This window comes from Flavobacterium sp. FlaQc-49 (assembly GCF_044005985.1).
In the GTDB taxonomy this organism is placed as follows: Bacteria; Bacteroidota; Bacteroidia; order Flavobacteriales; family Flavobacteriaceae; genus Flavobacterium; species Flavobacterium cupriresistens.
Genome location: NZ_JBIPCS010000003.1, coordinates 77,948 through 103,821, shown reverse-complemented (window position 1 = coordinate 103,821; position 25,874 = coordinate 77,948). Strand labels below are relative to the sequence as shown.

Here is a 25,874-nt window from a genome sequence, read left to right as displayed (position 1 = left end):
TTGGCACGAATTATTTTTCTGAAGTGCTTTGTTAAAAATATTGCCACAGATTAAACGGATTAGAAAGATTTGCACAGATTATTTTAATTGCTTTTGCGAAAATCTGCTACTCGAGCGATAGCGAACTGGCGAAGCAAATCCGAGTGCTATTTTATTTTGACCAACTTTATTATTTTGCCACGAATTTCACGAATTGGCACGAATTATTTTTGAAGTGCTTTGTTGAAAAATAGTGCCACAGATTAAACGGATTAGAAAGATTTACACAGATTATTTAATCTTTTTAATCCTTTAATCTGTGGCTTTTTCTTTGCTCATAGGTTAAGCAACTTTTAGTCTTGATCTGATACTATTCTCTTATTACCTCAACTCTTCTGTTAATTTCATTTCCGGATTCGTCAACTACAGTGATGTAATGAAACCCTGCGCTCATTATAATTGGTTTTTCGTGAAAAACTTTAGTGACGCCTTTATAAACGTGGTCGACGTACCAAAACAATTGTTTTTCTCTTTGAGAATAGGCCACTTTAAAAATCACGGGCTGTACTTCACTATTAAAATCCTTCGTTAAATAAATTTTACTGTTCGCTTTGGGATAAATAAAGTCCATCGAACCCGTTTGTGTACCGATACAATTTTCTTTAAAAGGAGGGAGTGGGACATACTCAATATGCTTGCTTTTGTAATACCAGGCCATAACGGGAGGCAATACAAACCAGTTCTTAGTAATCATTTTATCGACACTTTCGCAACTGCTGTTGACCTGAAATTGTTCGGTTTGGTCTAAATGAATTGTTTTATGATAGGAACAAACTGTTGTTGTCTTTCCCTTTTTTGTAACTAATTGTTTTATTTTCGGACAACCTTCTTTAGCCAAATGCCCGCTTAAACGACAAACTTCTACTTCATTTAAATCCTCATAAGGGATTTCAAACCATCGCTGCCTCGATAGCAAATTAAATACATCAAATAAGATTGGTGCAGCACTTGTAACTCCGGTCAAAGTTGGTCTTCCCTCTCCTGTTGCATTTCCGACCCATACTCCCACAACGTATCTGGAATTGGTTCCGATTGCCCAGGCATCACGATTACCGAAACTAGTTCCTGTTTTCCACGCAATTTTAAGTGAGCTGTCATAAAATTTCCACGCCTCATCTCCTTCCGGTCGATTTACTTCTTCCATGGCATTATACGTCAACCAAATTGATCCCGCGCCTAATATGTTCTTCTGTTCACTTTCTGATCCAAAATCGGGCTTAAAATCGGTGTCGTAATTCAATTCTGCGAATTCTTGGGTTCTATATTTACCGTGGCTTTTATTAAAATAATTTACTGTTGAAGACAAATTGGAATAGGTTCGGCACAAATCCCATAAATTACTTTCGGCGCCTCCCAGAATAAGAGACAAACCATAATGATCCGGCGATTTATTAATGTCTTTTAACTTAAACTTTTGCAGCTCCTCATAAAATTTATTGACTCCAAAATCCTGCAACATCAATACCGACGGAATATTTAAAGAACGCGACAAAGCCCGATGTGCCGGAACAGCTCCGTCAAATGTCAGATTAAAATTCTGAGGTGTGTAACCTGCAATCTGGGTAGGAACATCGGCAACCAACGTGTTCGGTAACAGCTCTCCATCGTCGAGCATTGCGGCGTACAACAAAGGTTTAAGTATACTTCCTGTACTTCTTGGTGCTCCAATAATATCAACGTCTTTTTGGTGGTCACGATCTGTTGGCGAATTCCCAACGTAACTTATGATACTGCGGTCCTGAACATCAATTACCATAATTGCCAGGTTGTTGACTTCATTTTGCTTGTATTGATTATAATAATATTTCGCAATCTGATTGACCCTGTTTTGCAGTGCAACATCTACAGTTGTCTTAACCCGCGTACCTTCTCCGTTCTTTGCCACTCGCTGTAATAAATGTGGGGCAATCTGCGGCAAATCATATGGTTTTTGAGGCAAGGGTTCTTCAATAGAAAGTTCGTAGGTCTGCTTGTCAATACTCCCTTCTTTGTGAAGTTTTAGCAATAACCGATTGCGCTTTTCTAATAGTTTTATCTGATTTTTTCCCGGGTAAATCAAACTCGGAGCATTGGGTAAAACCGCCAAAGTAGCGTTTTCTGCCCATGACAATTGATTGGACTGCACTCCGAAATAACGCCACGAGGCCATTTCGAGCCCCACAACATTTCCTCCAAACGGGGCATGTGCGGCATATAATTCGAGGATTTCGTTTTTTGAATACCCTAATTCCAATCGGGTTGCCAGAATGATTTCTATTGCTTTTTCAAAATAAGTTCTCTTTTTTCCTTTTCTGGACAATCGGATCACTTGTTGTGTAAGTGTACTTCCTCCACGGACTACTTTTCCCGCTTTTCTATTCTGCTTAATGGCATTTACCATTGCAACCGGATTAAAACCAGGATGTTTGTAGAAATACTCGTCTTCAAAATAAACGATGCACTTTTTAAACTTATCCGGAACACTGTCCTGTGCCGGAAAACGCCATTGTCCGTCACGAGCAATTTTAGCTCCTAATAATTCCCCTTCTTTACTTTCTATAATAGTAGAGTAAGGCTCTTTAAATAAAGTCCCGGGTAACGAAAAATAATAAATCACTAACAGCAAAAACGCAATTAGTGATTTAATTTTATTTCTTTTTATCCAATTGACACAGCGCTGAAAAAGCGCTTTAAATTTATTTTTCAATTTTATACTTTTAATATTCTAATCCATTTTTTCAAACCTGACAGGTTTGAAAAACCTGTCAGGTTTGAAAAAATAATCAATTATTTTACAACTGCTACCCAGAATCCTTTTGTTCTAGCTAGGAACGTGTGATCGTACATCGCTTCACATTGTAATCCCGGTAAATAATAACTTCCCAAATAAGAGGCATTAAGTAAAATTTTGAATGTTTTGGTTTCTCCGGCTTTTAAACCAAAATAGAAATTCGTTCTGTCGTCACGAATGTCAATATAATCAGCCGTATTACTTGTTGCTTCACCGTAATCTGTAAAACGCGTGTTTACAATCTCAAATCCGGATGGCAAAATCTGTGACAAGGCTACATTCTGCACATATTCATTTTTCTGGTTTTTAATTGTTACCTCAGCTACAAACTCCGTTCCCTGTGTAATTCTGGAAACATTAATGACACCGCCTTTTCTGTTTTTAAAAACTATTCCGGCAGAAAGATTACTTTGAATCACATTTTCCTGACCGATTGGTAAAATTCCCGTATTTAACACCCGAACATAAATCGTATTCTTTTTGTTGTTTTTTAAAGTAATACTATTGCTTCCGGATTTCACTACCAAACTTCTATCAGCAACTGTTTTAGTAGTTTTTATTTGCTGCGCTTTTCCATCCTTGCTAAACTGAATATCAATTCCTTTCGGACCATTATTCAATGAAAATTTAGACATGGCATACAAACAATAGGCCGTCGTTTGTGTACTCATCCACTGGTCACTTGCCATACTTTTTGCCAATTTTGTTGCCATTAAGAAAGCATTCTCTTTTTGGTTTAACAACAATAAAGTCTCCAGTGCCATTGCTCTGTTTCGATCACCTGATCCATAATAGTAATAGCTGTACTCCCCTGAATTATCGTCAATTTTACTGTGCAACAACAACGTTAATCCTGCACTTTTCTGACCTGCTAAAACATAAGCCGCAGCCAATCGCAATTTACTTTCGTTAGATATTCCGGTTGTTTCACGCAGCCTGTTCATAGAAGACAAATCAGGAGAACCGGCCAAGGCTAAGGTATACAAACGGTACGCTTGTGCCATATCATTTCCGTAACGTTGTTCAAAACGCCATTTTTTGGCTTCTTTTTGTTGGTAGGAAATCCATTTTGATTTAAAGTTAATCGGTAAAACATACCCTTTTTTCTCTGCTTCAATTATAAAATGTCCGGCATAAGAAGTTCCCCAATCATCTGCAATTGTATTTCCTTGCCAGTACGAAAGTCCTCCGTTTGGCAATTGAAAACTTCCTAATCTTGTAATCCCCGCTGCTACATTCTTCTGAATAAGCTGTTGACGGGTTGCATCAATATCCGCAACATCAGTCAAAAACAATTGTGGGAAAACAGATGAAGTCGTTTGCTCTACACAACCGTGTGGATACTGAATCAGATATTGCAATCTTCCATTTAGATTAATCGTTGGCATGGAAGAAACCTCCAGTTTGGCTTTATTACTTCCCGAAACTCCGAAGGTTTTCCAGGCGATAACCTTAGAACTGTTCGGAGGCAAAATCACATCGGTATAGGTATTGGTCACCGGATTCGGGTTTGTCATATCAATCTCTACCTCATAGGATGATTTTTCTCTGCCCGAAGTAGCTATAATCTGCACTTTTGCAATTCCGGTCTGACTGCCTACTGCCAGATTAAAATACGCCATTTTTTCATCCGGCTGTGCAAAGGCTACATTTTGAACGGTACTTCCGATCACCTGCAAGCCATTGCTGGTTTTAATCTGAACTCTTACATTCTTAATAATTTTTTCTGTTGCAAAAACCGTAACCGGAATCGTTACTTTTTCTGACGGAGAAATTTTTCTCGGCAACGAAGCCAACACCATCAACGGACTGCGAACTGGAGTTGCTTTCTCTGCACTTCCGTAGGCACTTGTTGTTGCATCTCCCGCCACAACCATCGTTCGTACAGAACCAATATATTTTGGTAATGTAACCTGATGTGTTTTTGTTTGTCCTTTCTCTAATTTGAATGGTCCCAGATAAATTACAACCGGTTTAAAACGATTGGCTTTTTTAGCTTTTCCTCCACCTAAATCCTGATCTCCACCAATACTGAAAATCTGATTTACTTTTCCGCCGTAAGCACCAATCACATCGTCATATACGTCCCAGGTTTTTACACCCAAAGCTTCCCGTACATAGAAACTATCCCAGGCATTTGGGGTTTTGAATCGGGTTAAATCCAATAAACCTTCGTCTACAATAGCAATGGTATAGGTCATTTCTTTACCTGATTTCTCACTGACTTTTACAGGAAAGGATTGTTCCGGTCTTAAAACATCGGGCATGGTAAGTGTCGGCTCTAATTTGGTATTTTTATCAACAACCCCAATCGGAACAATTCCGTACATGCGAATCGGAGAATCGTTTTTGGTCGATGCGTGAGGTTGTAAAAGCGTGATATTAAAATAGACATTGGGAGCCATTGCCGCCGTAATGGGCACCTCAACTTTAGTTTCTCCTTTTTGCGTTTTTACCCAAAGTGTCTGTACTACTCTTGAACCATTTTCGATAGAAACCAAAGCACGTCCACCCTCACTTGAAGGGAAAGAAATCTGCGCTTTTTCTCCTACTGCATACTCTTTTTTATCGGTCGAAAAGACAAGCATATTGGCTGTTGAAGCATCCGTATTTCTGGTTTTTCCGGACCAAATTGGCCAATCTATATTTACGGTTAAGGCTGTTGCATGTCCACCCGTTTCATCTGAAACCCGAATCATATAACGTCCCCATTCTTCGTCTTCCAAAGCAAATTGTATGCTTGCTTTTCCGCTTGCATTTGTACTTACTTTGAATGTCTTGTAGGAAGTGGTTGCTTCTGAAGAATTGTAATTGGATAAATTATCGCTTGAAGCATCCCACCACCAGCGCCATTCTACTTTATACACTTTTACTTCCAGATCCCTAACCGCTTTTGGTCTTCCGTTTTCATCAACGGTTACAATATCAAAACGATTGTTGGTTCTCGTTTCGAGCATTCCATATCGATTTACTTCCGGTGCTTTTACACCCACATAGGTTTTGTATGGCGAATAGGTTGTCGCCATTGCATCCATACTGAAATCCCCGCCTTCTTCGTATACTTTGGTAATAAAGGAAGCTCGCAACATTCCCGGAGCCTGACCTTGTAATTTCGGGTTGATACTTACCGACGCTCTTCCGTTAGCATCTAATTTTCCTGAAAATATATTAACCTCTTCTGTACTGAATTTACGTACTAAGTCATCAAAAGTATATTTATCGTAGCCTTTAAAAGTAGTTTTTTGCTCTGAGAATTTGGCTTGCATTTCTACATTCAAATTCTTTGCGATTGCACCATGAAGCCAGGCCACCTCCAGATTACTTGAGTTAGGGTAAGATGACGATAATATGGTTCTTTGAAAGCTGTTTTTAATCTTTAAACGATTTGGTTTTATCGTTTCAATTTTAATGCTTTTATAATATTTAGCTCCTCCAACACTTACCATTGCCTCCCAACTTCCTGTTGGCGCGTCGGGATCTGTTGGCACAATAAAAGCATAATGATTCAATTCATTTGATTTCTGAACGGTTTGGTAGGTTACCTTTCCATTTGGATCTGTTAATCTGAATTTTATCGGATGTGCTTTTGGCAGTTTATTGGCAGCATCATTCAAAATAAAAGACAAATACAGATTATCTCCGGGACGCCAAACACCACGCTCCCCATAAATAAATCCTTTCAGTCCTTTTTGAAGCGTTTCTCCAGCAACATCAAAATTACTTACGGATAACGAGTTTCCGTCATCAAGCTTTACATAAGTCGACTGATCTCCCAACGTAACGATTGCAAAATAAGCAAATCGATCGATTTGGAAGGATGCTATTCCCTCACTACTCGTGGCCGTTGTAGCGATTTTTTGCTGTTGAAAGTTGTACAAATCTACTCTCGCATTCGAAACCGGATCTGTTGTAAGGATATTGTTTACGACAAACAAATACGATTTATTCTCTCCTCTTTTGGCTATTACTCCTAAATCTGAAGCCAGAATATTGGTCGCAATTCTTGCATTGTAATAATACGATCCTGTACATGGATCTTGACTTTCTCTCCATTCGTAATCATCATAGTAATAATCATCGTAGGAGTTTCCACTATAATTCACATCCTTTTCATCAACTTCTTCCTCTTCATTTTCTTCTGCATCACTCTCGGTCGTTTCGCATTTGTATAAAGAATATTTCTTTTTATACGAGAATTCTACTCTGTAAATAGCACCCGGTTCTGGTTTAATAATCTTCGATAAATCTAAGGCAAAAGTGTTCCATTTGCTTAAATTAACCAACGTGTTTTCTTTAAGGTTTATCGTCGTTTTGGCGACGGGCTGAGAAACACGTTTTAAATTTTGCACTCCGTTTAATTCATTATTTTGAAGAAATTGCAGTATGTTATTTTTATAGATTTTATAAACTTTTACATCTACTGCACTCAGGTTTGCCGTTTCAAAATTGAGTTTTAGATTATTGGAACTTGGTAAAATCGTTCCGTTTTTCACAAAACGTACATTTGGTTTTATCTGGTCAAAAGAGATTTTCTGAGAATAACTTTGTTCCATTTTTTTACCGTACTGACTTTCTATTCCCTGAAAAACTTCCAGCAATAGCTCTCCGGTTATATTTTGGTCTGATTCGGGCTCTTCTCCTACCACTTCCGGTTCTGCCTCAACAGTTACTTCCGACACGGCTACAGCTGCACTATCTACAACAACACTTGCAGAATCTACGGCAACGGCTGCCGCAATTGTATCTGCTACTACAGCTTCATGAACTACTTTTGGCGCTGCTTTTTCATTACTGAAATATACTTTTAGTACATTCCCTTGTGTTGCAAATTTTAAATTATTCGTATTTTGAATGGCTACCAAACCTGCAAAATCCTGCCCTTTTTCAAGAGGTTCAGAAAAATTGATAGAAACCGACTGATTGTTTTCATCCGGAATTTCAACCTTTATCACTTTGAATTCATTTATTCCTGTAATCGGAAAGTCTATTTTTCCTTTCTGATCTATATCGAAATCATTTCCGTCGTAAGCGATTTCAAGTTCACTTGGCTCAGAAAAGCGCTGAATGCTGTCAATGATAAATTTGAATTCTTTGCCTGATTTTACTGAATTATCGAACTTAATCTTTAATTTATTTCCTTTTTGATTGGCTTCAACCAGCTTTTGAGCGGTTTCCAGATCAATATCATCTGCGGTTTTCAATACACAATTCAGATATTGGTATTCTTTACTGTGCGATTGAATGTCCAGCGTATTTATCGTAAAATCCTGTTTAATGGTTTTAACGGTAAAATTGAATTTAGAAAGTTCCTTTTCTTCTTCCTTAGGCAATGTAATTAGTTTATCTAAGTTTAAAGTAACTTGATATTCTGTTCCAGGTTTTAGTTTTTTCTCAGGGATAAAAGCAATCGTATTACTCGAAAGCGCTACAACTTTACCATGTACATTTGGCGAGATATCAAATAAATCATCATCCAATTCCTCATTTACCTTCCATTCTTTTTTCTCGAAAGCCAAAACCACGCGTATGTCCGACTGCGACGGGACAATTCCTCCCGTAAAACTAGTGATGTACGCTCTGAATAATGAAAAATCAGAATTGAAATCTGCAGCTGATTTTCTGCCACACGCCTGAAGAATAAAAAACACAAGAAATACGTAAACTAATCTTTTTGCCTTCACTTGAAATAGAATTAATGGTTAGAAATTTAAGATTCGATATAAGGTCGTAACACTTCACACAACTTAAAGTATAACTGAAGAAATGTTAATTATATTATAGTAAAAGTAGCGTATTTTTATTTTACAATTAAGCAGAAAATTCATTAGAAATAACAATTATCTGAAATTAATGTGAAGATGAAATGGATTTGCTAATGCAAGGACACAGATAGAAAACTCCCTTTTTAATCCTGTTACGGATACAGACGCAGATGAAAGGGATTCGCTGGTGCGAAGACGCGGATAGAAACGGATTTTTTTTTATAGGCTCTGCTTAAAATTACTTTACAACACTGTTACGGATACGGACGCAGATGAAACGAATTCGCTGGCGCGAAGATGCAGATAGAAACGGATTTTTTTTATAAATTCAGCTTAAAATTACTTTATAACACTGTTGCGAATCTGGACGCAGATGAAACGGATTCGCTGACGCGAAGACACGGATAGAAACGGATTTTTTTATAGGGCATGCTTAAAGTTGCTTTGTCTTTATCATTTTGATAGACATTGATAAGATTGTTTTACAAAAGTTAAAATAAGTACTAAAGACACTCTTTCCGTAAAATATAGAAAAAAATAAAATCTGCGTTTATCCGCGTCTTCGCGCCAGCGAATCCGCATAATCCGTGTCCAATCACACTAAATGACTTGTATTATTTTCTCCTTAAAGCAAAAAAACGTTTCATTAAATCGGCTGCTTCATTGGCCATAATTCCTGAAACTACAGTGGTTTTTGGATGTAATTTTGTACCCATTGTCATAAAACCGCGTTGTTCGTCACGGGCTCCAAAAACAATTTTTGTAATCTGACTCCAATACAAAGCCCCGGCACACATCTGGCAAGGCTCCAGTGTTACGTACAAGGTGCAATCTTTTAAATATTTTCCACCCAGAAAATTTGCCGCCGCGGTAATGGCCTGCATTTCGGCATGGGCGGTAACATCATTAAGCAATTCAGTCAGGTTATGACTTCTTGCTATAACTTTATCGGCTACAACAATTATAGCTCCAACAGGGATTTCACCTTTATCAAAAGCCATTTCTGCCTCTTGTAAAGCTTTTTTCATGAAGTATTCGTCGGTAAAAGGGTTTATCATAAAATTTTTATGCTATAAGTAATTTACAAATTAGTTTCAAAACTATAATCTGTAATTTTTAGGGTTTTGAGATACAGAAAAAATATCCAGAATATAAATTCTGCTTTTTTCAATTCTGTAGACTATTTTAAAATTCCATTTAGGAAAAAATCGGATGTCTTTTGAATTGAACAACGGTTCTATTGGATTTTTCTCCGGAAACAAATTGAGTTTTTCACCCAAATCAAATAAAGTTTCTACTACCAAATCCGCATTTTTCGGACTTTGAGAATAAATATAATCATAACTGTTCTGAATCGATTGTATCGCATTTACAGACCAGACAACCGGCTTCATTTCTTTATGATCTTTTTTCTTGCTTCTTCGGTGCTATAGCCCTGTTCGCCAGCATCGGAAAGGTTCATAATTTCATTCAAATGATTTTCATACTCTTTTACTGTTAATGGTTTTCCATTGGTTGAATGGGTATAAATAGCATTATTTAGTAAATCTTCAATCTGATTCAATAATTGCACATTATCAGTATCCAGGATTCTGTGTACAATGTTCCTACGTTGCGCTTCTACATTCATATCATTCAGGATTTACTTCAAAGTTATACAATTTTTCTAACTATAAAATTCAATCGTTCTTACCCTTTTCATCAGAACTCGTCGGTAAAAGGGTTTATCATAGCGCAAAAATACATCTTTACTCCTTATTTTTATTATATTTAGTCCTTTGTAATTTAAATAATGGAAACAAAATATAAAATCTCTATTCCAGAACCCTGTACAGAAAACTGGGACAAAATGACACCAAAAGACAACGGCAGATTCTGTTTGAGTTGTACTAAAACTGTGGTTGATTTCACTACCATGTTACCCGAAGAGGTTCAGCATTATTTTATTTCAAATCAGAATAAAAGCATTTGCGGCAGGTTTAAAAACACGCAATTGGACGAAATCATTATTCAGATTCCGAATCGCGTATTGTACTCGCAAACTCAATATCACAAAATGTTCTTATTGGCACTATTTATTGCTATGGGGACTACTTTGTTTAGCTGTTCGGATAGAAATGGGAACAAAAAGAAAATAGATAAGGTAGAGGTCACAAAAAATGAATCAATGCAAGAGCATAATACTCTTGGAATGCCTGCTCGGCCCGCAAAAGATTCTTTAGAATACGAACTTCCACCGCCACCGCCACCAAAAGTACATTATCAAAAATTCATAAAACCTATCGTAAGGCAAGCTGACATAAAACCCAATGGCAATAGCGAAATGACTGAAATAATACAGGAAGAAGACACAGCAATCTATAGCGGAATGGTTGCTCTTGAAACGCGGCCGGAATATCCGGGAGGAATGGAAAATTTTCATCAATTTCTCCTCTCAGAATTAAATTTACCAACTGAAGCTGAACCTCAAAAGACCGGTATAAAAATTTCTTTTACTATAGAAAAAGACGGGTCTCTATCTTCATTTGAATTTCCCAAAAATACAAACCCTAAAATAACCGAAGAAATTACAAGAGTTTTAAAGTTATCTCCCAAATGGAAGCCTGCAGAATCTAATGGAAAAAAAATAAGATTCAAATATGGCTTTCCTTTACAATTTTAAAAAAAGAACCGCATTCATACTAATAAGTGAAGTAATTACGAACAGGAGAAAAATTAAATTTAAAAACGTAAATTTGTTTTTTATAGAAAAATGAAAAGCAATCTACTCTCCAACATAAACAATCCGGCCGATTTACGTTTACTCGACGAAACTCAATTACCCCAATTGGCTAAGGAATTACGTGATTTTATTATTGATATTGTTTCGGTAAAAGAGGGGCACTTAGGCGCCAGTTTAGGCGTTATTGAGCTTACAATTGCTTTGCATTATGTTTTTAATACACCTGAGGATTTACTGGTTTGGGATGTTGGACATCAGGCTTACGGACACAAAATCCTTACCGAAAGAAAAGAGAACTTCGATACCAACAGACAACTTGGCGGCATTTCCGGATTTCCTAAAAGAAGCGAAAGCATTTACGATACTTTTGGCGTAGGACATTCCTCTACTTCCATTTCGGCAGCACTCGGAATGGCCATTGCTTCTCACTTAAAAGGAGAAACCGACAAACAACATATTGCTGTAATTGGTGATGCTTCTATCGCATCGGGAATGGCTTTTGAAGGGTTAAATCACGCCGGAGTAACAGACGCTAATCTATTGGTCATTCTAAATGATAATGCGATCGGAATTGATCCCAGTGTTGGTGCTTTAAAAAAATACCTCACTGCCGTAAAAGAGGGAAAGAATCCGAAGAAGAATAACATGATTAAATCACTGAATTTTGACTATTCAGGACCCATCGACGGTCACGATTTAATTGGATTGATAAAAGAATTAAATCGTTTAAAGAAAATAAAAGGACCCAAATTTCTTCACATTGTTACAACAAAAGGCAAAGGCCTGCAACAAGCCGAAGAGAATCAGGTAAAATACCATGCACCCGGAAAATTTGATGCTTCAACAGGAGAAATTCTTTTAAAATCGGAAGAAAACCAGCCTCCAAAATACCAGGATGTTTTTGGTCTAACCCTTTTAGATTTAGCCAAAAAGAATCCGAAGATTATCGGAATCACACCGGCAATGCCATCGGGAAGTTCGCTAAAATTTATGATGGATGAAATTCCGGAACGTGCTTTTGATGTTGGAATTGCAGAACAACATGCCGTAACCCTTGCTGCCGGAATGGCTACACAAGGGATGATCGTGTATTGTAATATTTACTCCACGTTTCTACAACGTGCTTACGACCAGGTGATTCACGACGTAGCTTTACAGAATTTACCTGTAATCTTTTGTTTAGACCGGGCAGGTTTGGTTGGCGAAGATGGGGCAACACATCACGGTGTTTTTGATATTGCCTATCTGCGATCCATTCCGAACCTGATTATTTATGCTCCAATTAATGAAATTGCGTTGCAAGACATTCTTTACACCGCACAATTGGGACTGGATCACCCCATTGCAATCCGATATCCACGAGGAAAAGGGGTTTTACCCAATTGGAAAGTAGAAAATTTCGGACACTACAAAAATATTGTAATCGGCGCAGCAAATTGCCTTAAAAAAGGAACCAAAAAAGCTGTTTTATCTACCGGAACTATTGGTAATAATGTAATCGCAGCATTAAATGAATGTTCTAATGCCAGTGAAATAGCTCATTTTGACTTTTCATTCATTAAACCACTAGACTACAATACCTTACAAGAAATATTCAATACTTACGAGACTATTTTCACAATTGAAGACGGTACTATAAACGGCGGTTTCGGAAGTGCCATTTTAGAGTTTGCTGCTGCAAATAATTTCACCAATTCAGTGAAAATTTTAGGTATTCCTGACACATTTATAGAACATGGAACTGTTCTTGAATTACAACAGTTGTGTAAAATTGACGTTAAAAATTTGACAAAACTTTTTTCAAATCATTGAAAAGAATTATTTTGCAAGGCCAATACAACCAAAAGTTACGCCTGATGAAATTATTTCGATTCTCCTTATTGTTTTTACTTTTCACTTTCACCACTACAATTTCTGCTCAAAGTATTATCAAAACGACCTTAGAGCCCAATCAAATTCCGGAGGCTCCTTCCAACTGGACTAAAAAAAATCAGCTTGGTTTTGACATTTCCGAAATTGCTTTCGTGAACTGGAGTGCGGGGGGAACGAGTTCTATTTCAGGATTATTTAAAGGTGAATTTGCCAGAACTTATGCAAAAGGAAACCACAAATGGTTTAACGAGTTAATTGTTAAGTACGGTTTAAACAAACAAGACGGTACGGAACTTAGAAAAACAGACGATGCTCTTTTGCTTAACTCAACTTACGGTTTTAGACAAGACACCTTATCAAATTGGTATTATTCGGCTAAGTTTAATTTTAATACTCAATTTACCAACGGTTACAATTATCCGAACAAAGACATTACTATTTCCAAACCTTTTGCACCGGCCTATGTATTCTTAGGAGCTGGAGCGGAAAATTCAAATAAAGCAAAAAACAGAACCTTCTATTTCTCACCAATCACGTTAAAGACAACGTTGGTATTGGATCAATATTTAGCCGATCAAGGATCTTTTGGTGTTAAAAAAGCCGTCTATGCTCCTGACCCTCTTGATCCAAACAGTAAGATTTTAGTTGAAAGAGGTCAAAAAGTAAAAGCCGAATTTGGTATTTTACTTACCGGATACATGAAAAATGAAATCTTCAAAAACATTTTTTACGAGAACAGACTCAGTTTATATACAGACTATCTGAACCGATTTGGGAATGTCGATGTCGATTACGATACCCGTTTAGATCTTGTTGTAAATGCTTATGTAAAAGCGAATATTGGTATTCACTTAGTTTATGACGATGATATTAAAACCAAAAAAGACTTTGTAGACCCAACAACCGGCACAACAAGTCAGGTTAACGATGGCCCTAGAGCGCAGCTGAGACAAGTTTTAGGTGTGGGTCTGGTATATGCCTTTCAGTAGTTAATTCGGTTTTCTTCCGTTAATCATTTCAAATAATTCTAACGCATTTCCGTCTGTTAAAAGAGAAACATAATGGCAAATGTGAAGCAAACGATCGTATAAGCTGGTTTTCTCTAAACGGTGTTTTTCAGGAAGCATTTTCAGCAATAATTTATCGTAATTGGATGCTTTTCCTTCATAGTCGTTATTGAAAGCCGTAATAAACTTATCAAGTAAGGTCTGGATAATCTGATATCCCACAATTTCTTTCTCGATAACTTCTCTGCTCTGATAGATTTTTTCAACACTTAAGTTGATAATGTCCGTCATTTGAGCTTTGTATTTACTTTTATCCGTTAAAGCAAAAGGAAATTTTCCGGCCAGAATTGCTTCTTCATTTTCAATAAAAACATTTACGGCATCGTTAATTAAAGTACCGATGGCCAATGCTCTCAAATAACTGATTCTGTCTTCTTTTGTGGTTAAAGTTTTGTATTTGGCAACTCCAATATTATCCTTTACCAATTTGATTAAATATTCTAAAGCATAATCTTCCGAAACCAAACCAAGATTTATTCCGTCTTCAAAATCTATAATGGTGTAGCAAATATCATCTGCCGCTTCTACCAAATAGGCCAATGGATGTCTTTCGAAACCAACATCCTCACCGGTTTTATTGGCGATCATTCCCATATCCTCCGCTACTTCTTCAAAAAATGCTTTATCGGACTGGAAGAAACCGTATTTTTTATCGGCAATGTTTTGAGTTGGTTTTTTAGGCAAACTTTCTTTTGGGTATTTCATAAAAGCGCCTAAAGTGGCATACGAAATTCTCAAACCACCTTCGATCCCCGGACGACTTGCTGTCAATACCGAAAATCCGTTGGCATTTCCTTCGAAATCAATTAAATCCTGCCATTCTTTAGCAGTCAATTGCTCCTTATATTGTTTTCCGTTTCCGATAGAAAAGTATTCCCCAATTGCTTTTTCTCCCGAATGTCCAAAGGGAGGATTCCCAATGTCATGCGCCAGAGAAGCTGCGGCCACAATAGCCCCAAAATCGTTCATATGATACCCATGAACTTCTTTCAGATACGGATATTTTTCTATGATTTTTTTTCCAACCAAACGCCCTAATGAACGTCCGACAACGGAAACCTCTAAGCTGTGTGTTAATCTGGTGTGGACAAAATCGGTTTTAGAAAGCGGAATGACCTGCGTTTTATCCTGCAACGATCTAAAGGCTGCCGAAAAGATAATTCGGTCATAATCCACCTCAAAACCTAAGCGGGTATCATCTTGTTCTATACGTAATCTTTTACTTGTGTCGCCTTGTTTCTTAAGAGATAAAAGTTGTTCCCAGTTCATTATAATTATAGATTGGTGATTTTAGATTTTAGATTGAATGCCAAAAATACGCTAATTTTAGGACTTTCTTGGAGTGGTTAACAGCTATTAAAACTTCAATGCCGTACTGTGTTTTATTTCACCCATTACAAAAATACTGTTGGTGTTCCCGATATTCTCGATAGTCGACAGTTTGTTCATTACAAAATCCTGATAACTAGTCATATCCTGAACTAAAATTTTCAACATAAAATCATAGTCGCCGGCAATGTTGTAACACTCGATAATTTCAGGAAGCGCCACAATATCTTTCACAAAATTACTTCCCACGTTTCTGGCGTGTTCTTTTAGACGGACATTACAAAAAAAGGGTCATCCCACAATTAATTTTTTTCCGGTCTAACAGTGCTACATATTTTGTAATATATCCGTCACGTTCCAATCTTTTTATACGTTCATAAACGGGTTTAACTGTAAGAAATAACTTCGCAGCGAGGTCTTTTGTATTGATATTCGAGTCTTCCTGAAGGTGTCTGAGGATCTGTAAATCGGTTTTATCTAAGTTTTCCATAGTAATTTTTACGGCTAAAGGTTCGCTTCAAACAATTCATCAGTAATAAAATCTTTTAGCCATACCAAACAAGTTGAAACAAAAAAAGCACTCCGATTGGAGTGCTTTTTAAGATTGAAAACTAATTTAATATTAGAAATTCTTAGAAATTCCAATACTAGCTGTTTTACCAAAGTTGAAGTTAAATGAACTAACATCTGCTCCGTTGTTATCGTAGCTTAATGTTTCGTATCCTAAACCACCAATACTGAAGTTTAAACCGAAACCTTTTTTCATATTGATAAAAAGAGCTGGAGTTACACCAACATACACACCATCCGCTTTAGTTTTAGTATAAACTCCATTAGAAGTATATCCTTTTTCAGTTTGATTTTGAAAACCTGCTCCTAAATCAGCAAAAACAGAAAAAGTTTGATTCAATGGCACAGAATAACGTACAAATGCTCCAAATCTAGAACCACTTGTTTTCCCCTCTTCGAACCTTGCATTTGAATCATTTTTTGATGAAGATATAGTAAATTCACCTCCAACAGTCCAGTTGTCATTAAATTGGTATCCTACTCTAGGAGAAAAACTAAATTTATTGCTTTTAAATTCGTCTGTTCTGTAATCTACAGTTGTTGAAGAATAATCAATGTTTCCACCTACTAATACAGTTCCTTTTTGCGCGCTTACAAAACTAGTCATCGCCAAAGCAGCGATAATTAAAAATTTTTTCATAATTTGGGTTTTAATTTAAATTGTATTGTCCCTTAAGCAAGAACGATGCCGTCATTGCTGGGTTTTATATTTATTTTAAGAATTCTTTGAATGCTAATTTTTAGCAATCAAAGTTATTTCTGTTTACTTTTGTAGCAAATAAAAAGTTATGTCGATAGAAGTAAACAGTATATCAAAAAGTTACGGAACGCAAAAAGCGCTTAATGAAGTTTCATTTAAGATTGAAAAGGGTGAAATCGTTGGATTTCTTGGTCCAAACGGAGCCGGAAAATCTACTCTGATGAAAATTTTGACTACTTATTTACTTGCCGATAGTGGCTCAGCCCTTGTAAATGGTCATGATGTCATGACAAACACTAAGGCGGTACAACTTTCTATTGGCTACTTACCGGAACACAATCCCTTATATTTGGATTTGTATGTTCGTGAGTATTTGGCTTTTAACGCTGATGTTTATCAGGTAGAAAAAGCAAGAATCGAAGAAGTAATACAACTGACAGGACTGTCAGTCGAAAGTCATAAAAAAATAGGACAGTTGTCAAAAGGATACCGCCAGCGTGTGGGACTTGCCAATGCTTTACTACACAATCCTGATGTTTTGATTTTGGACGAACCAACTACCGGTCTGGATCCTAACCAGTTAATGGAAATCCGAAATGTAATTAAAAATGTAGGGAAAAATAAAACCGTTTTTCTATCAACGCACATCATGCAAGAGGTCGAAGCCATCTGTGATCGTGTCATAATTATTGACAAAGGACAAATTGTAGCGGATAAAAAATTAGACAAATTAATTTCTGAAGACAAACAACAGGTAATCGAAGTAGAATTTGATTATCAGGTAGAGCCACAATTACTAGCCAAACTCGAAAATATCAGCTCTTACGTTAATACGCATGATATGATCTGGGAACTTACTTTTATTACTGAAAAAGACATGCGCCCTGCCCTTTTTGACTTCGCCAATGAAAATGGGTTAAAAACGTTACAACTAAATCAGAAAAACAAAAACCTGGAGGCTGTGTTTAGAGAGATTACTAAATAAGTTTTCAGTCTCGGTTTTCAGTCTCAGGTTGCACCTTATATATCTTGCTTTGCAAGTTCACAAAATCGCTCTATTGTACTATAGGGCGATTTTTTTGTTTTGAAATCTATTCTTTCCTTTTTAAAAACAACTAACCTTCAGCACTTTGTTATTTTAACAGTCACTTTTACTTTGTTTTTATTTAGACTTGATACAAATAGTGTTATATTTGAAGATTGAAACTCCAAAAAAACATCCAATGCCTCCTTCCTTTAGCTTTATCAAAAATTTACTTCAGCAGTTACTAGAACAAACTTCTCGTTTTCAGCAAAAAATAACGAATCAACTGGAAGAAATTATCCTGCAGTAAAACATCCCTTTTACTTTTCATCGGTATTCGATTGTCTCCGTTTTCGAGCTCCCTGAGTTTACGAAACTATTTATTATGCTCTAATTTAAAATAAATAATATGAAAAATATTATAACCTCCCTTATGCTTGTCTTTTCGGTGTACAGTTATTCGCAAACCGAAAAAGAAACCGATAGTGTTGTCGAAACCACTATTAATGCTTTAGAAGAAATTGTAATCACCAAAAAGAAGGTTTTATATACTCAAAAATCAGATCGACTTGTATTTAATGTCGAAAACAGTATTATTTCTGAAGGAGGAACTGCCTTAGACGTTTTGTCTCGTGCTCCGGGCGTTGTTGTCTCTCAGGATGGCGATTTATCGATAAGAGGACAACAGGGGGTTGCTGTGATGATAAATGGTAAACTGACGCAGCTTTCTCAAAAAGAGCTTGCCAATTATTTAAAATCTACGGCCTCCTCTAATATCAAACAAATTGAAGTTATTACGAATCCTTCTTCAAAATACGACGCTACAGGAAAGGCCGGAATCATCAATATTGTCTTAAAAAAACCAAATTCATCCGGTCTTAAGGGAACAGCTTTTACCAGTTATGCCAGAGGGAGAAAAAACCGAACCAATTCCGGATTTAATTTAAACTACAACAAAGATAAGTGGGGTGTTTATGGTAATTACAGTTACACTTTCAGGGGAGAAGAGGAACGCAAAAAATTCAATCAGCTGCAATATACTGATGAAACCCGACAAACGGTTTCTTCCAAAAACTATCAAACTTCTGTGACTGACGAACCGCTTACGTCAAACAATTTCAAAATTGGAACGCAATACGAAATCTCTCCGAAAACAAATTTAGAGGTCTACGTTGATGCTAAAATCGGTCGCTATCAAAATATAGCTGACGGTAGAAATACGTTGTTTAATGCAATGAATCAATTACAATTTGATGCTGCCACTTACAATGACAGCAAAGAAAAATGGAACGATTACACCTATGCATTTTCGGGAGTTCATAAATTCGATACGGAAGGCAAAACAATGTCGTTTGATTTTGAATATGAAACGTCGAAATTCAGATCCAATCAGTTTCAGAGTGCCAAAAATATAGACCCTGCCAGTATGGTTGAAATCGATGACCGCAGGGGTTTTATTCCTTCTCAGTTGCGAGTCTTTACAGGAAAAGTTGATTTTGTCAATCCTTTAAAAGAAAAACAAAGCATAGAATGGGGTTTTAAAGGGAGTGTAAAAAACAACGACAACCCTTCGATTTATGAATATTCACAGAATAATGAGTGGATAACCGATCTTAAATCCACCAATCACTTTGAATATAAAGAGCAAATTTACGCCGCATACGTTAACTATAAATATCAATTAGAAAAACTAAATATCCAAGGAGGTATCAGAACCGAATATACGGCTATAAATATTCTGCAAAAAACCATGAATGAGGAACATAAAGACGATTATTTGAAATGGTTTCCAAGTCTTTCATTAAAATATGAATTCACCGAAAACCATGCGATGCACGCTTCTTACAGCAAAAGAATCAACAGACCAAGCCAGTTTGATCTGAATCCATTCCGATTTTATGATGATTCGTTCAATTATTCACAAGGAAATCCAAATTTAATTCCTGAAATAACGCATGCAGCAGAAATAGGTTATGCCTGGAAAAGCGCTTTTATGGCTACTGTATATTTCAACAAAACCAAAGACGTTTTTACAGAAGTTTACGTCTATAATCCGGCAGATAATACTACCGTGACTTCGCAGATTAACGTTGACAAATCGTATAATTATGGAGTAAATATCACCAATACGGCCGAAATCTACAAATGGTGGTCCGTGAATACGCTTCTTAATGTTTTCGAAAATAAGTTTATGGGGAAAGTCGTAAACACAGAAAAAATTGACCCTATAGTAACGCTAAACATGAACGTTCAGAATTCATTCACCATTACAGAAACCTGGAAAGCGGAAGCAAATGCACAATATCAATCGAAATCAAATCTTGGTATTTACGAGCGCGACAATTTCTTTGACTTCAGTATCGGAATTTCTAAACAGGTTTTAGCCAATAAAGGAAGCATCAAACTTAATGTTACCGATATTTTCAACACCAATAACTTTTATATCAATTCGGTTATCAGACAAACAAGTATCGATAAAAGATACGATCTTGATAATCGCATTGCAACACTAGCATTCACCTACAGAATCTAAAATTGCCTTTTTTGCCCCCGTAAGAACCCCCATAAAATACTAATTTTATGGGGGTTCTTTATTTTGCATCGATCAGAAATCTGCTTTTACAACTATCACCTCAACTTCAATTGAGTACATAATATCAAATTACTTTTCACATACCACTTATTACTTTTCACTAAAAAAAGCCTTTCGAAAAGAGTTTTACTTCTTTCAAAAGACTTTTTACAACTAACACAAAACAGATCAAAAAATGATTTAAGGCTTACTGGCCACAGGCTTTTTTTTCTTTCTTCCCCACCAGATATAAAATCCGGTAATTGGTAAACTGGCACAAATTAAACTGCCAATAAAATAGATAATTTTGGTTGACAATCCTCCGATCGCCCCTATGTGAAGACTGTAATTGGAACGCATTAACCAATCTGAGAAACGTTCGTTACTAATATATTTTTCTGATTTTGGAAGCAGCTCTAAGGTTTTTGAATCAAAATATAAATCTCTCCAAATTCCCTTATGCATATCGGTACAGGCATAAAAATCTTCTTTTGGATCATCGGGAAAATGAATAATCACGGCTTCTTTATTCTCTTTGGCGATTTCGGTACGTACTTTTTTCCAAATAAAATCGGCAGCAGCCAGTTTTGTCATTTGTTGCCCGGATAATGTATCTTTTTTTATTGGTACAGGTTGTTCTTTCTTATCTTTTACATCGGCCCAGCCACCACTGATCCAATACGTACTTTCTCTGAGCCAGTGAAAACTCATCAGCATGCCCGTAAAAGAGATAAGGACAGCTAAAACAATCACATAAAACCCCATTACATTATGAAGATCATAATTTAAACGTTTGAGCTTTGCATCCCATTTTATCTTAAAACTATTGTTTACAGTGGTTTTATTCCATTTTTTTGGCAACCAAAGGATAAGTCCGCTGATTAACAAAAAGAAAAAAATAAAGGTTGCCCAAGCTGTGATCTGTGCTCCAATTTCACGCTCTAACCAGAGATTACGATGTCCTTCGTCTACGAAATGGAAAAAGTCTTCATGATGTACAATTCCGGTAATTTTACCATTGTATGGATTTACATAAAGCAATGAATCCGATTCGATATCGACTTTTATTGATTTATCCAAACCATTGTACCATAAACCATGTATTTCTTTTTCCGGTACCGCTTTCTGAACTATACTGTAAACCTTAGAAGGAGGTAATAATTGCTCTGATTCTTGAGCTTCAACATACAACCACGGTGAAGTAAATTGCCTGATTTCTTCTTCAAAAACCAATATGCAACCCGTAATTCCCATTATAAAAACAATAATTCCGGAAGCAAGTCCCAACCATAAATGCAACCAGGCATTGACTTTACTGAAACGGGATTTTCCTTTTTTTTGTGGTTTAGAAGTTTGTTGTTTGATAATACTCATTATAGAATTGTCTATCTGTCAGTAATTTTAATTATTTTAAAAAACCATATAATCAATTCTTGTAAAAAAATTGATTATATGGTTAAAAATCAAAGCAAAAAAGTCTAATTTATTTAGTCCCTTTTGTTGTATGTGTTAATTTAGTAATAGCAGAGATATCAGTTCCTCCTCCGGTTACTTTTGCACCTGCAGTAGCTAAACCTGTTTCCGTATTAATTTTGTAAACACGAACCTCTGTATTAGTTACAAAAGCCTTATAAGCATTTCCATTTTCATAATACAAGCTTCCAACACCAAAGTAACTATCACCCGCATGTCCAGGCAATCCTGTTACCGGAGTTATTTTTTTAGATGGTAAATCTACAATTGCCGATTTAAATTTATAAGAAGAATGATTAAGGAATCCCCAAAGTACTGTGTCATCTGCTGTAGGTATGTAAACGATATAGGCTTTTTCTCCTCCAAGTGGATACGCTGCTAACACTTTACCGTTAATTGAGCTTGCCTCAAGATCAAAGAAATAAGAAGCGTCAAATTCTGTTTGACCTTTGTTGATGCGAAGAATTCCGGAACCAATTGTTGTAGAAGGTGCCTTGTAACCTCCAGCCTTAGCATTTGAAGAAAAAGTATATACGTTACCAGACTCCGTACGTACAATACCTGTGTTTGTATAGTACATACCAGCTGCTGTAGTACGAGGATCTTCAATTCTTTTCACAAATGTTAAAGAAGGATAATCATAAACTCTGATGTATGCTTTTGTTTGATCAATATTCCAATCTTCACTTGCATCTCTGTTGAAAACAGAAACAAATACTTTATCTCCAACAACTGTTACTCCAGTAGGAAAATCAAAGCGTCCGGTAGTTGTTGCAAAATTATCAAACTTACGACCTGTAATATATTGTTTTGTAGGATCATAAACAATCAATTCATTATTTGAAGATGCACCTTCCCATGAAGCACCAATAATTAATAATTTATTGTCGTCTGTAACACCATATGCAAAAGGCGATTCTATAAAAACACGACTTCCGGCAATTAACTGACCCGCAGCGTTTAAAGCATAAGGAGCAGCACCTTCCGCTTCACTATCCAATGCAAACATCGTATTCGCAAGAGGAATATAAGAACCTCCTTGTTCAATTCCTTTTCCAGTCATATCAATTGTTCCGGTCATTAATTCATCTAATGAATTAAAGCTCCACATGTAATTTTCATTCCATGTTCCGGTTTGGTAACCTATTGCATATTTACTTATTACAACTGGTTCCGGTGTAACAACTACAGGTTCTTCATTTGTTGGAGAATCGTCACTGCTACAAGAAAATATAGTAACTGACATTAGCATAAGAGCTAATAGATTTTTAATTTTAATTGTTTTCATAATTATTGAATTTTTAATTAATTGGATCCTGTAATTAAAATACAGGCTTGGAGAATAAGAATTTATTATTGTTTTGAATTGTGGACTACATGAAGAAATATCGAAGTTTTATCGTAAAGGATCTTCCTGGTTTCTGCACATTAAAATAATCGTACAAATTAACATCAGTAATATCATAACATTCCAACGCAATATTATAACGGCCATTTTTAAGTGAATAGGCTACAGATGCTGAATAAAAAAGTTGTTCAGGAATCTCTTTTTTACCAGTCTCTCCTAATTTAGGATTCCTCAAGTAATAACTATCGGAATAACTGGCTAATAAGTTTACAGAAAAAAGATCATCTGCATATTTAATATGTTTGAAAGAGAATCCTAAATTCGCATTTCCGTATAAAATTGGAATATTAGGCATTTGTTTATTGTACAAGTAATTAATTTGATCAGAGCCAACTGAGACGCTGTTATCCTTATTTAAAGTTTTTTGATAAGTAGCATTCAAATCCAAACTAAGCCATTGTTTATAACCATAATGTACAATTCCATCAAATCCTGTTACCTGAACATTTTTAGTGTTTTGATATTGACTCTTATTCTGATAAGGAACAGAATTTATAAAGTTTTTTGCCTCTCGATAAAGAAAGTTTCCTTCTATGGCAAATGAATGTTTCTCAAAAGTTTTTTTATAAGACAATCCAATATTCATATTATCACTAGACTCCGGCATAAGATAAGGATTAGGGATAATATTAATTCCTCCATCTCCTAACAGTTCTACCGCAGCCGGAAGTCTATATGCATGTTCAAAAGAAGCTTTAACCTGCAATTGTTCCGGAATTAAAAAATAGGCTGCCGCTGTACCATAACCCGTAAAATTATAAGATGGCTTTATTACTTTCTCATTTACAGTTTTTGGGTTCTCTACTATTTTGCCTTGCAAATCCAGCATTTTGACAAATGCGGTATAAGACAATCTTTTTTGAAGCGCAGATAAACTATACGAAAAACCAATTATATTTTTATTGACTACCGGTTCCTTTGGTACATCCTTGGTTGTATACTCATTATCTTCTTTACGTCGATAACCCAAATGAGTATAGTTTAAGAGTAGACTATTATTTTCATTTATATTGTATTTAAAATTTGTATTACTTTGAAAAGACTTTACTTTAAATACATTTAATACTTTTTCCGAATTAAGCTCCCCACTACTACTATATCCGGGTACATCAGTTCGAGGGCCTCTCCATGTAAATCTTCTTGATGAAGTATCTACCGTTCTTTCTTCTGCAATATTGTAAGATGCCGCCAAAGTTGCCGTTAAATCTTTAGTAAATAAATTTGTTTTTTTATACTTTAAAGAGGGTACAAAATTCTGGCTATCTTCAAAAGCATCACCAACTACCCTAAACATTGTTCTTCCCTGTTGTGTTTCTTTTTTGTTAGCGCTTACTGCGATCCCAACCAATAAATAATCTGCATATTTTTTATCTTTCACCCCTACTTCGGCGATAATTGCACCTTGTTTGTATCCGTCATGAAAATGTTTTAATTCTTCTTTTGGACCAAAAAGTCCTGTAAAAGGATCTGGAACCTCAGCCTCAACTTTATAGCTGTTATCAGAATAATTAAGAAAGGCATTAAAATTAGTCACCAAACCATTCTTACTTGTAAAACGTGTATTTAATGCTGCTTTATGAGTATTAAAAGACCCAAAACTATAAGATGCATCAATATATCTCTTAACACTTTTATTGGTCACAATATTTACTGCTCCACCTAAAGCGTCTCCACCTAATTCAATCGGTACAACTCCTTTATATACATCAATTCGTTCCGCCATATTGGTTGGAATATTATTCAATGTAAACGAAGGTCCATAATTATCCAAAGGAATTCCGTCCATAAAAAACTTAACCTGATCGCCTGAAAACCCATTTAAGGAGAAATTAAATTGCGATCCCATCCCTCCGGTTTCGCGAACACGCACACCAGTCGTTCTATTCAAAACCTGATTCAAATCAGCTGAAGTATTGTACAATTGTTTTAAATCTACTGCTGTAATATTAAAAGCTTCTTCTTTAACGCGCTGCACCTTCGTTTTACCTACTACCTGAACTTCATCCAAAGCAGCGGTATCTTCTTCTATTGTTATACTTGGAGCCTCTTTATTGGATTCTTCCAAGCTTATTTTTGTTAGTTTAGGTTTATATCCAACAAAATTTATTGATAATGTATAATTCCCCGGTTCGGCAGCAATTTCATATTCCCCTTTTTCATTGGTTAAAGTAGCATAACGCGTTCCCTTTAATGCAACTGAAACACCTTCTGCCGGCTGACCACTTTGTGTTAGAACAATACCCGTTAAGTTTACTTTGTTTTTTTGTGAGAAACCTTGTATTGAAGTCAGGAAAACCAATATCAAGATTACTATTCTATTTATTTGCATCAGTTAAAATTTGTGGTGAATGTTAAAATTTGGCACAAAATTAACTTCAGAAAATGCTATTTCCAAATTATTTTTAATTATTCTAAATAAGGATAGTATTTAACGTTTAAAATGAGAAATTCTTAAAAATTAATCCAATCTTAAGGCAACATTAATCTAAAATTAGAATATTCTTAAAAATAAATATCAAAAACCGTTAAATTCAAACAAGCTGTTTTATTAAAAAACTTACAAAAA

The 25,874-nt window shown here is 35.9% G+C and carries 15 protein-coding genes and 1 pseudogene; 5 read left to right on the top strand and 11 right to left on the bottom strand.

The features are described from left to right. Positions 1–349: 349 nt before the first annotated feature. The 5 genes from pbpC to ACHRV3_RS06805 form a co-directional block, all read right to left on the bottom strand. Positions 350–2,725 (bottom strand): penicillin-binding protein 1C, encoded by a 2,376-nt coding sequence (pbpC, locus tag ACHRV3_RS06825; protein WP_395433753.1) that lies wholly within the window; start codon positions 2,723–2,725, stop codon positions 350–352. A gap of 80 nt (positions 2,726–2,805) precedes the next feature. Then, a complete protein-coding gene (locus tag ACHRV3_RS06820) occupies positions 2,806–8,490 on the bottom strand; it encodes an alpha-2-macroglobulin family protein (protein WP_395433751.1) in 5,685 nt (1,894 codons plus the stop codon). A 695-nt stretch (positions 8,491–9,185) separates the two neighbouring features. Next, positions 9,186–9,629, bottom strand: a complete 444-nt coding sequence (locus tag ACHRV3_RS06815; RefSeq protein WP_047772918.1) for a nucleoside deaminase — start codon at positions 9,627–9,629, stop codon at positions 9,186–9,188. 42 nt (positions 9,630–9,671) lie between these two features. After that, positions 9,672–9,965: a type II toxin-antitoxin system RelE/ParE family toxin gene (locus tag ACHRV3_RS06810; RefSeq protein WP_395426597.1), complete on the bottom strand. Its 294-nt coding sequence runs from the start codon at positions 9,963–9,965 to the stop codon at positions 9,672–9,674. Next, positions 9,962–10,201, bottom strand: a complete 240-nt coding sequence (locus ACHRV3_RS06805; RefSeq protein WP_395433750.1) for a hypothetical protein — start codon at positions 10,199–10,201, stop codon at positions 9,962–9,964. Before ACHRV3_RS06805 ends, ACHRV3_RS06810 begins: the two co-directional genes overlap by 4 nt. 162 nt (positions 10,202–10,363) lie before the next feature. Between ACHRV3_RS06805 and ACHRV3_RS06800 the strand changes: the two genes are divergently transcribed. The 3 genes from ACHRV3_RS06800 to ACHRV3_RS06790 all read left to right on the top strand — a co-directional run bounded on the left by ACHRV3_RS06800 (position 10,364) and on the right by ACHRV3_RS06790 (position 14,154). Then, positions 10,364–11,233, top strand: a complete 870-nt coding sequence (locus ACHRV3_RS06800; protein ID WP_395433749.1) for a hypothetical protein — start codon at positions 10,364–10,366, stop codon at positions 11,231–11,233. Between the two features lie 90 nt (positions 11,234–11,323). Further along, positions 11,324–13,105, top strand: a complete 1,782-nt coding sequence (locus ACHRV3_RS06795) for a 1-deoxy-D-xylulose-5-phosphate synthase (protein WP_395433747.1) — start codon at positions 11,324–11,326, stop codon at positions 13,103–13,105. 44 nt (positions 13,106–13,149) lie between these two features. Next, on the top strand, positions 13,150–14,154 hold the full coding sequence (locus ACHRV3_RS06790; RefSeq protein ID WP_230004451.1) for a DUF3078 domain-containing protein: 1,005 nt from the start codon (positions 13,150–13,152) through the stop codon (positions 14,152–14,154). Here ACHRV3_RS06790 and ACHRV3_RS06785 read toward each other — a convergent pair whose 3' ends face one another. The 3 genes and pseudogenes from ACHRV3_RS06785 to ACHRV3_RS06775 form a co-directional block, all read right to left on the bottom strand. Beyond that, positions 14,155–15,501 carry a deoxyguanosinetriphosphate triphosphohydrolase gene (locus ACHRV3_RS06785; RefSeq protein ID WP_230004450.1) on the bottom strand — a complete coding sequence of 449 codons (1,347 nt, stop codon included), beginning with the start codon at positions 15,499–15,501 and terminating at the stop codon, positions 14,155–14,157. It abuts the gene before it with no gap. A gap of 87 nt (positions 15,502–15,588) precedes the next feature. After that, positions 15,589–16,051, bottom strand: a pseudogene (locus ACHRV3_RS06780) (Lrp/AsnC family transcriptional regulator). A gap of 132 nt (positions 16,052–16,183) precedes the next feature. Beyond that, on the bottom strand, positions 16,184–16,771 hold the full coding sequence (locus ACHRV3_RS06775; protein WP_395433745.1) for an outer membrane beta-barrel protein: 588 nt from the start codon (positions 16,769–16,771) through the stop codon (positions 16,184–16,186). A gap of 148 nt (positions 16,772–16,919) precedes the next feature. Between ACHRV3_RS06775 and gldA the strand changes: the two genes are divergently transcribed. Both gldA and ACHRV3_RS06765 read left to right on the top strand, forming a co-directional pair. Further along, positions 16,920–17,816: a gliding motility-associated ABC transporter ATP-binding subunit GldA gene (gldA, locus tag ACHRV3_RS06770; protein ID WP_395433743.1), complete on the top strand. Its 897-nt coding sequence runs from the start codon at positions 16,920–16,922 to the stop codon at positions 17,814–17,816. Positions 17,817–18,264: 448 nt separating this feature from the next. Further along, positions 18,265–20,388 carry a TonB-dependent receptor domain-containing protein gene (locus ACHRV3_RS06765; RefSeq protein WP_395433741.1) on the top strand — a complete coding sequence of 708 codons (2,124 nt, stop codon included), beginning with the start codon at positions 18,265–18,267 and terminating at the stop codon, positions 20,386–20,388. Positions 20,389–20,628: 240 nt separating this feature from the next. On the opposite strand, the gene ACHRV3_RS06760 is transcribed toward ACHRV3_RS06765, so the two are convergent. The 3 genes from ACHRV3_RS06760 to ACHRV3_RS06750 form a co-directional block, all read right to left on the bottom strand. Beyond that, positions 20,629–21,801 carry a PepSY-associated TM helix domain-containing protein gene (locus tag ACHRV3_RS06760; protein WP_395433739.1) on the bottom strand — a complete coding sequence of 391 codons (1,173 nt, stop codon included), beginning with the start codon at positions 21,799–21,801 and terminating at the stop codon, positions 20,629–20,631. A gap of 109 nt (positions 21,802–21,910) precedes the next feature. After that, on the bottom strand, positions 21,911–23,188 hold the full coding sequence (locus ACHRV3_RS06755; RefSeq protein ID WP_047772897.1) for a DUF4374 domain-containing protein: 1,278 nt from the start codon (positions 23,186–23,188) through the stop codon (positions 21,911–21,913). Positions 23,189–23,273: 85 nt separating this feature from the next. After that, positions 23,274–25,637: a TonB-dependent receptor gene (locus ACHRV3_RS06750; RefSeq protein ID WP_395433737.1), complete on the bottom strand. Its 2,364-nt coding sequence runs from the start codon at positions 25,635–25,637 to the stop codon at positions 23,274–23,276. Positions 25,638–25,874: the final 237 nt, after the last annotated feature.

Bases quoted from the DNA above. Each gene is read 5' to 3' on its own strand.
- ACHRV3_RS06790 (WP_230004451.1), top strand. From the start codon at position 13,150: ATGAAATTATTTCGATTCTCCTTATTGTTTTTACTTTTCACTTTCACC.
- ACHRV3_RS06795 (WP_395433747.1), top strand. From the start codon at position 11,324: ATGAAAAGCAATCTACTCTCCAACATAAACAATCCGGCCGATTTACGT.
- ACHRV3_RS06810 (WP_395426597.1), bottom strand. From the start codon at position 9,965: ATGAAGCCGGTTGTCTGGTCTGTAAATGCGATACAATCGATTCAGAAC.
- ACHRV3_RS06785 (WP_230004450.1), bottom strand. From the start codon at position 15,501: ATGAACTGGGAACAACTTTTATCTCTTAAGAAACAAGGCGACACAAGT.
- ACHRV3_RS06800 (WP_395433749.1), top strand. From the start codon at position 10,364: ATGGAAACAAAATATAAAATCTCTATTCCAGAACCCTGTACAGAAAAC.
- gldA (WP_395433743.1), top strand. From the start codon at position 16,920: ATGTCGATAGAAGTAAACAGTATATCAAAAAGTTACGGAACGCAAAAA.
- ACHRV3_RS06760 (WP_395433739.1), bottom strand. From the start codon at position 21,801: ATGAGTATTATCAAACAACAAACTTCTAAACCACAAAAAAAAGGAAAA.
- ACHRV3_RS06805 (WP_395433750.1), bottom strand. From the start codon at position 10,201: ATGAATGTAGAAGCGCAACGTAGGAACATTGTACACAGAATCCTGGAT.
- ACHRV3_RS06815 (WP_047772918.1), bottom strand. From the start codon at position 9,629: ATGATAAACCCTTTTACCGACGAATACTTCATGAAAAAAGCTTTACAA.
- ACHRV3_RS06755 (WP_047772897.1), bottom strand. From the start codon at position 23,188: ATGAAAACAATTAAAATTAAAAATCTATTAGCTCTTATGCTAATGTCA.
- ACHRV3_RS06765 (WP_395433741.1), top strand. From the start codon at position 18,265: ATGAAAAATATTATAACCTCCCTTATGCTTGTCTTTTCGGTGTACAGT.
- ACHRV3_RS06775 (WP_395433745.1), bottom strand. From the start codon at position 16,771: ATGAAAAAATTTTTAATTATCGCTGCTTTGGCGATGACTAGTTTTGTA.
- ACHRV3_RS06750 (WP_395433737.1), bottom strand. From the start codon at position 25,637: ATGCAAATAAATAGAATAGTAATCTTGATATTGGTTTTCCTGACTTCA.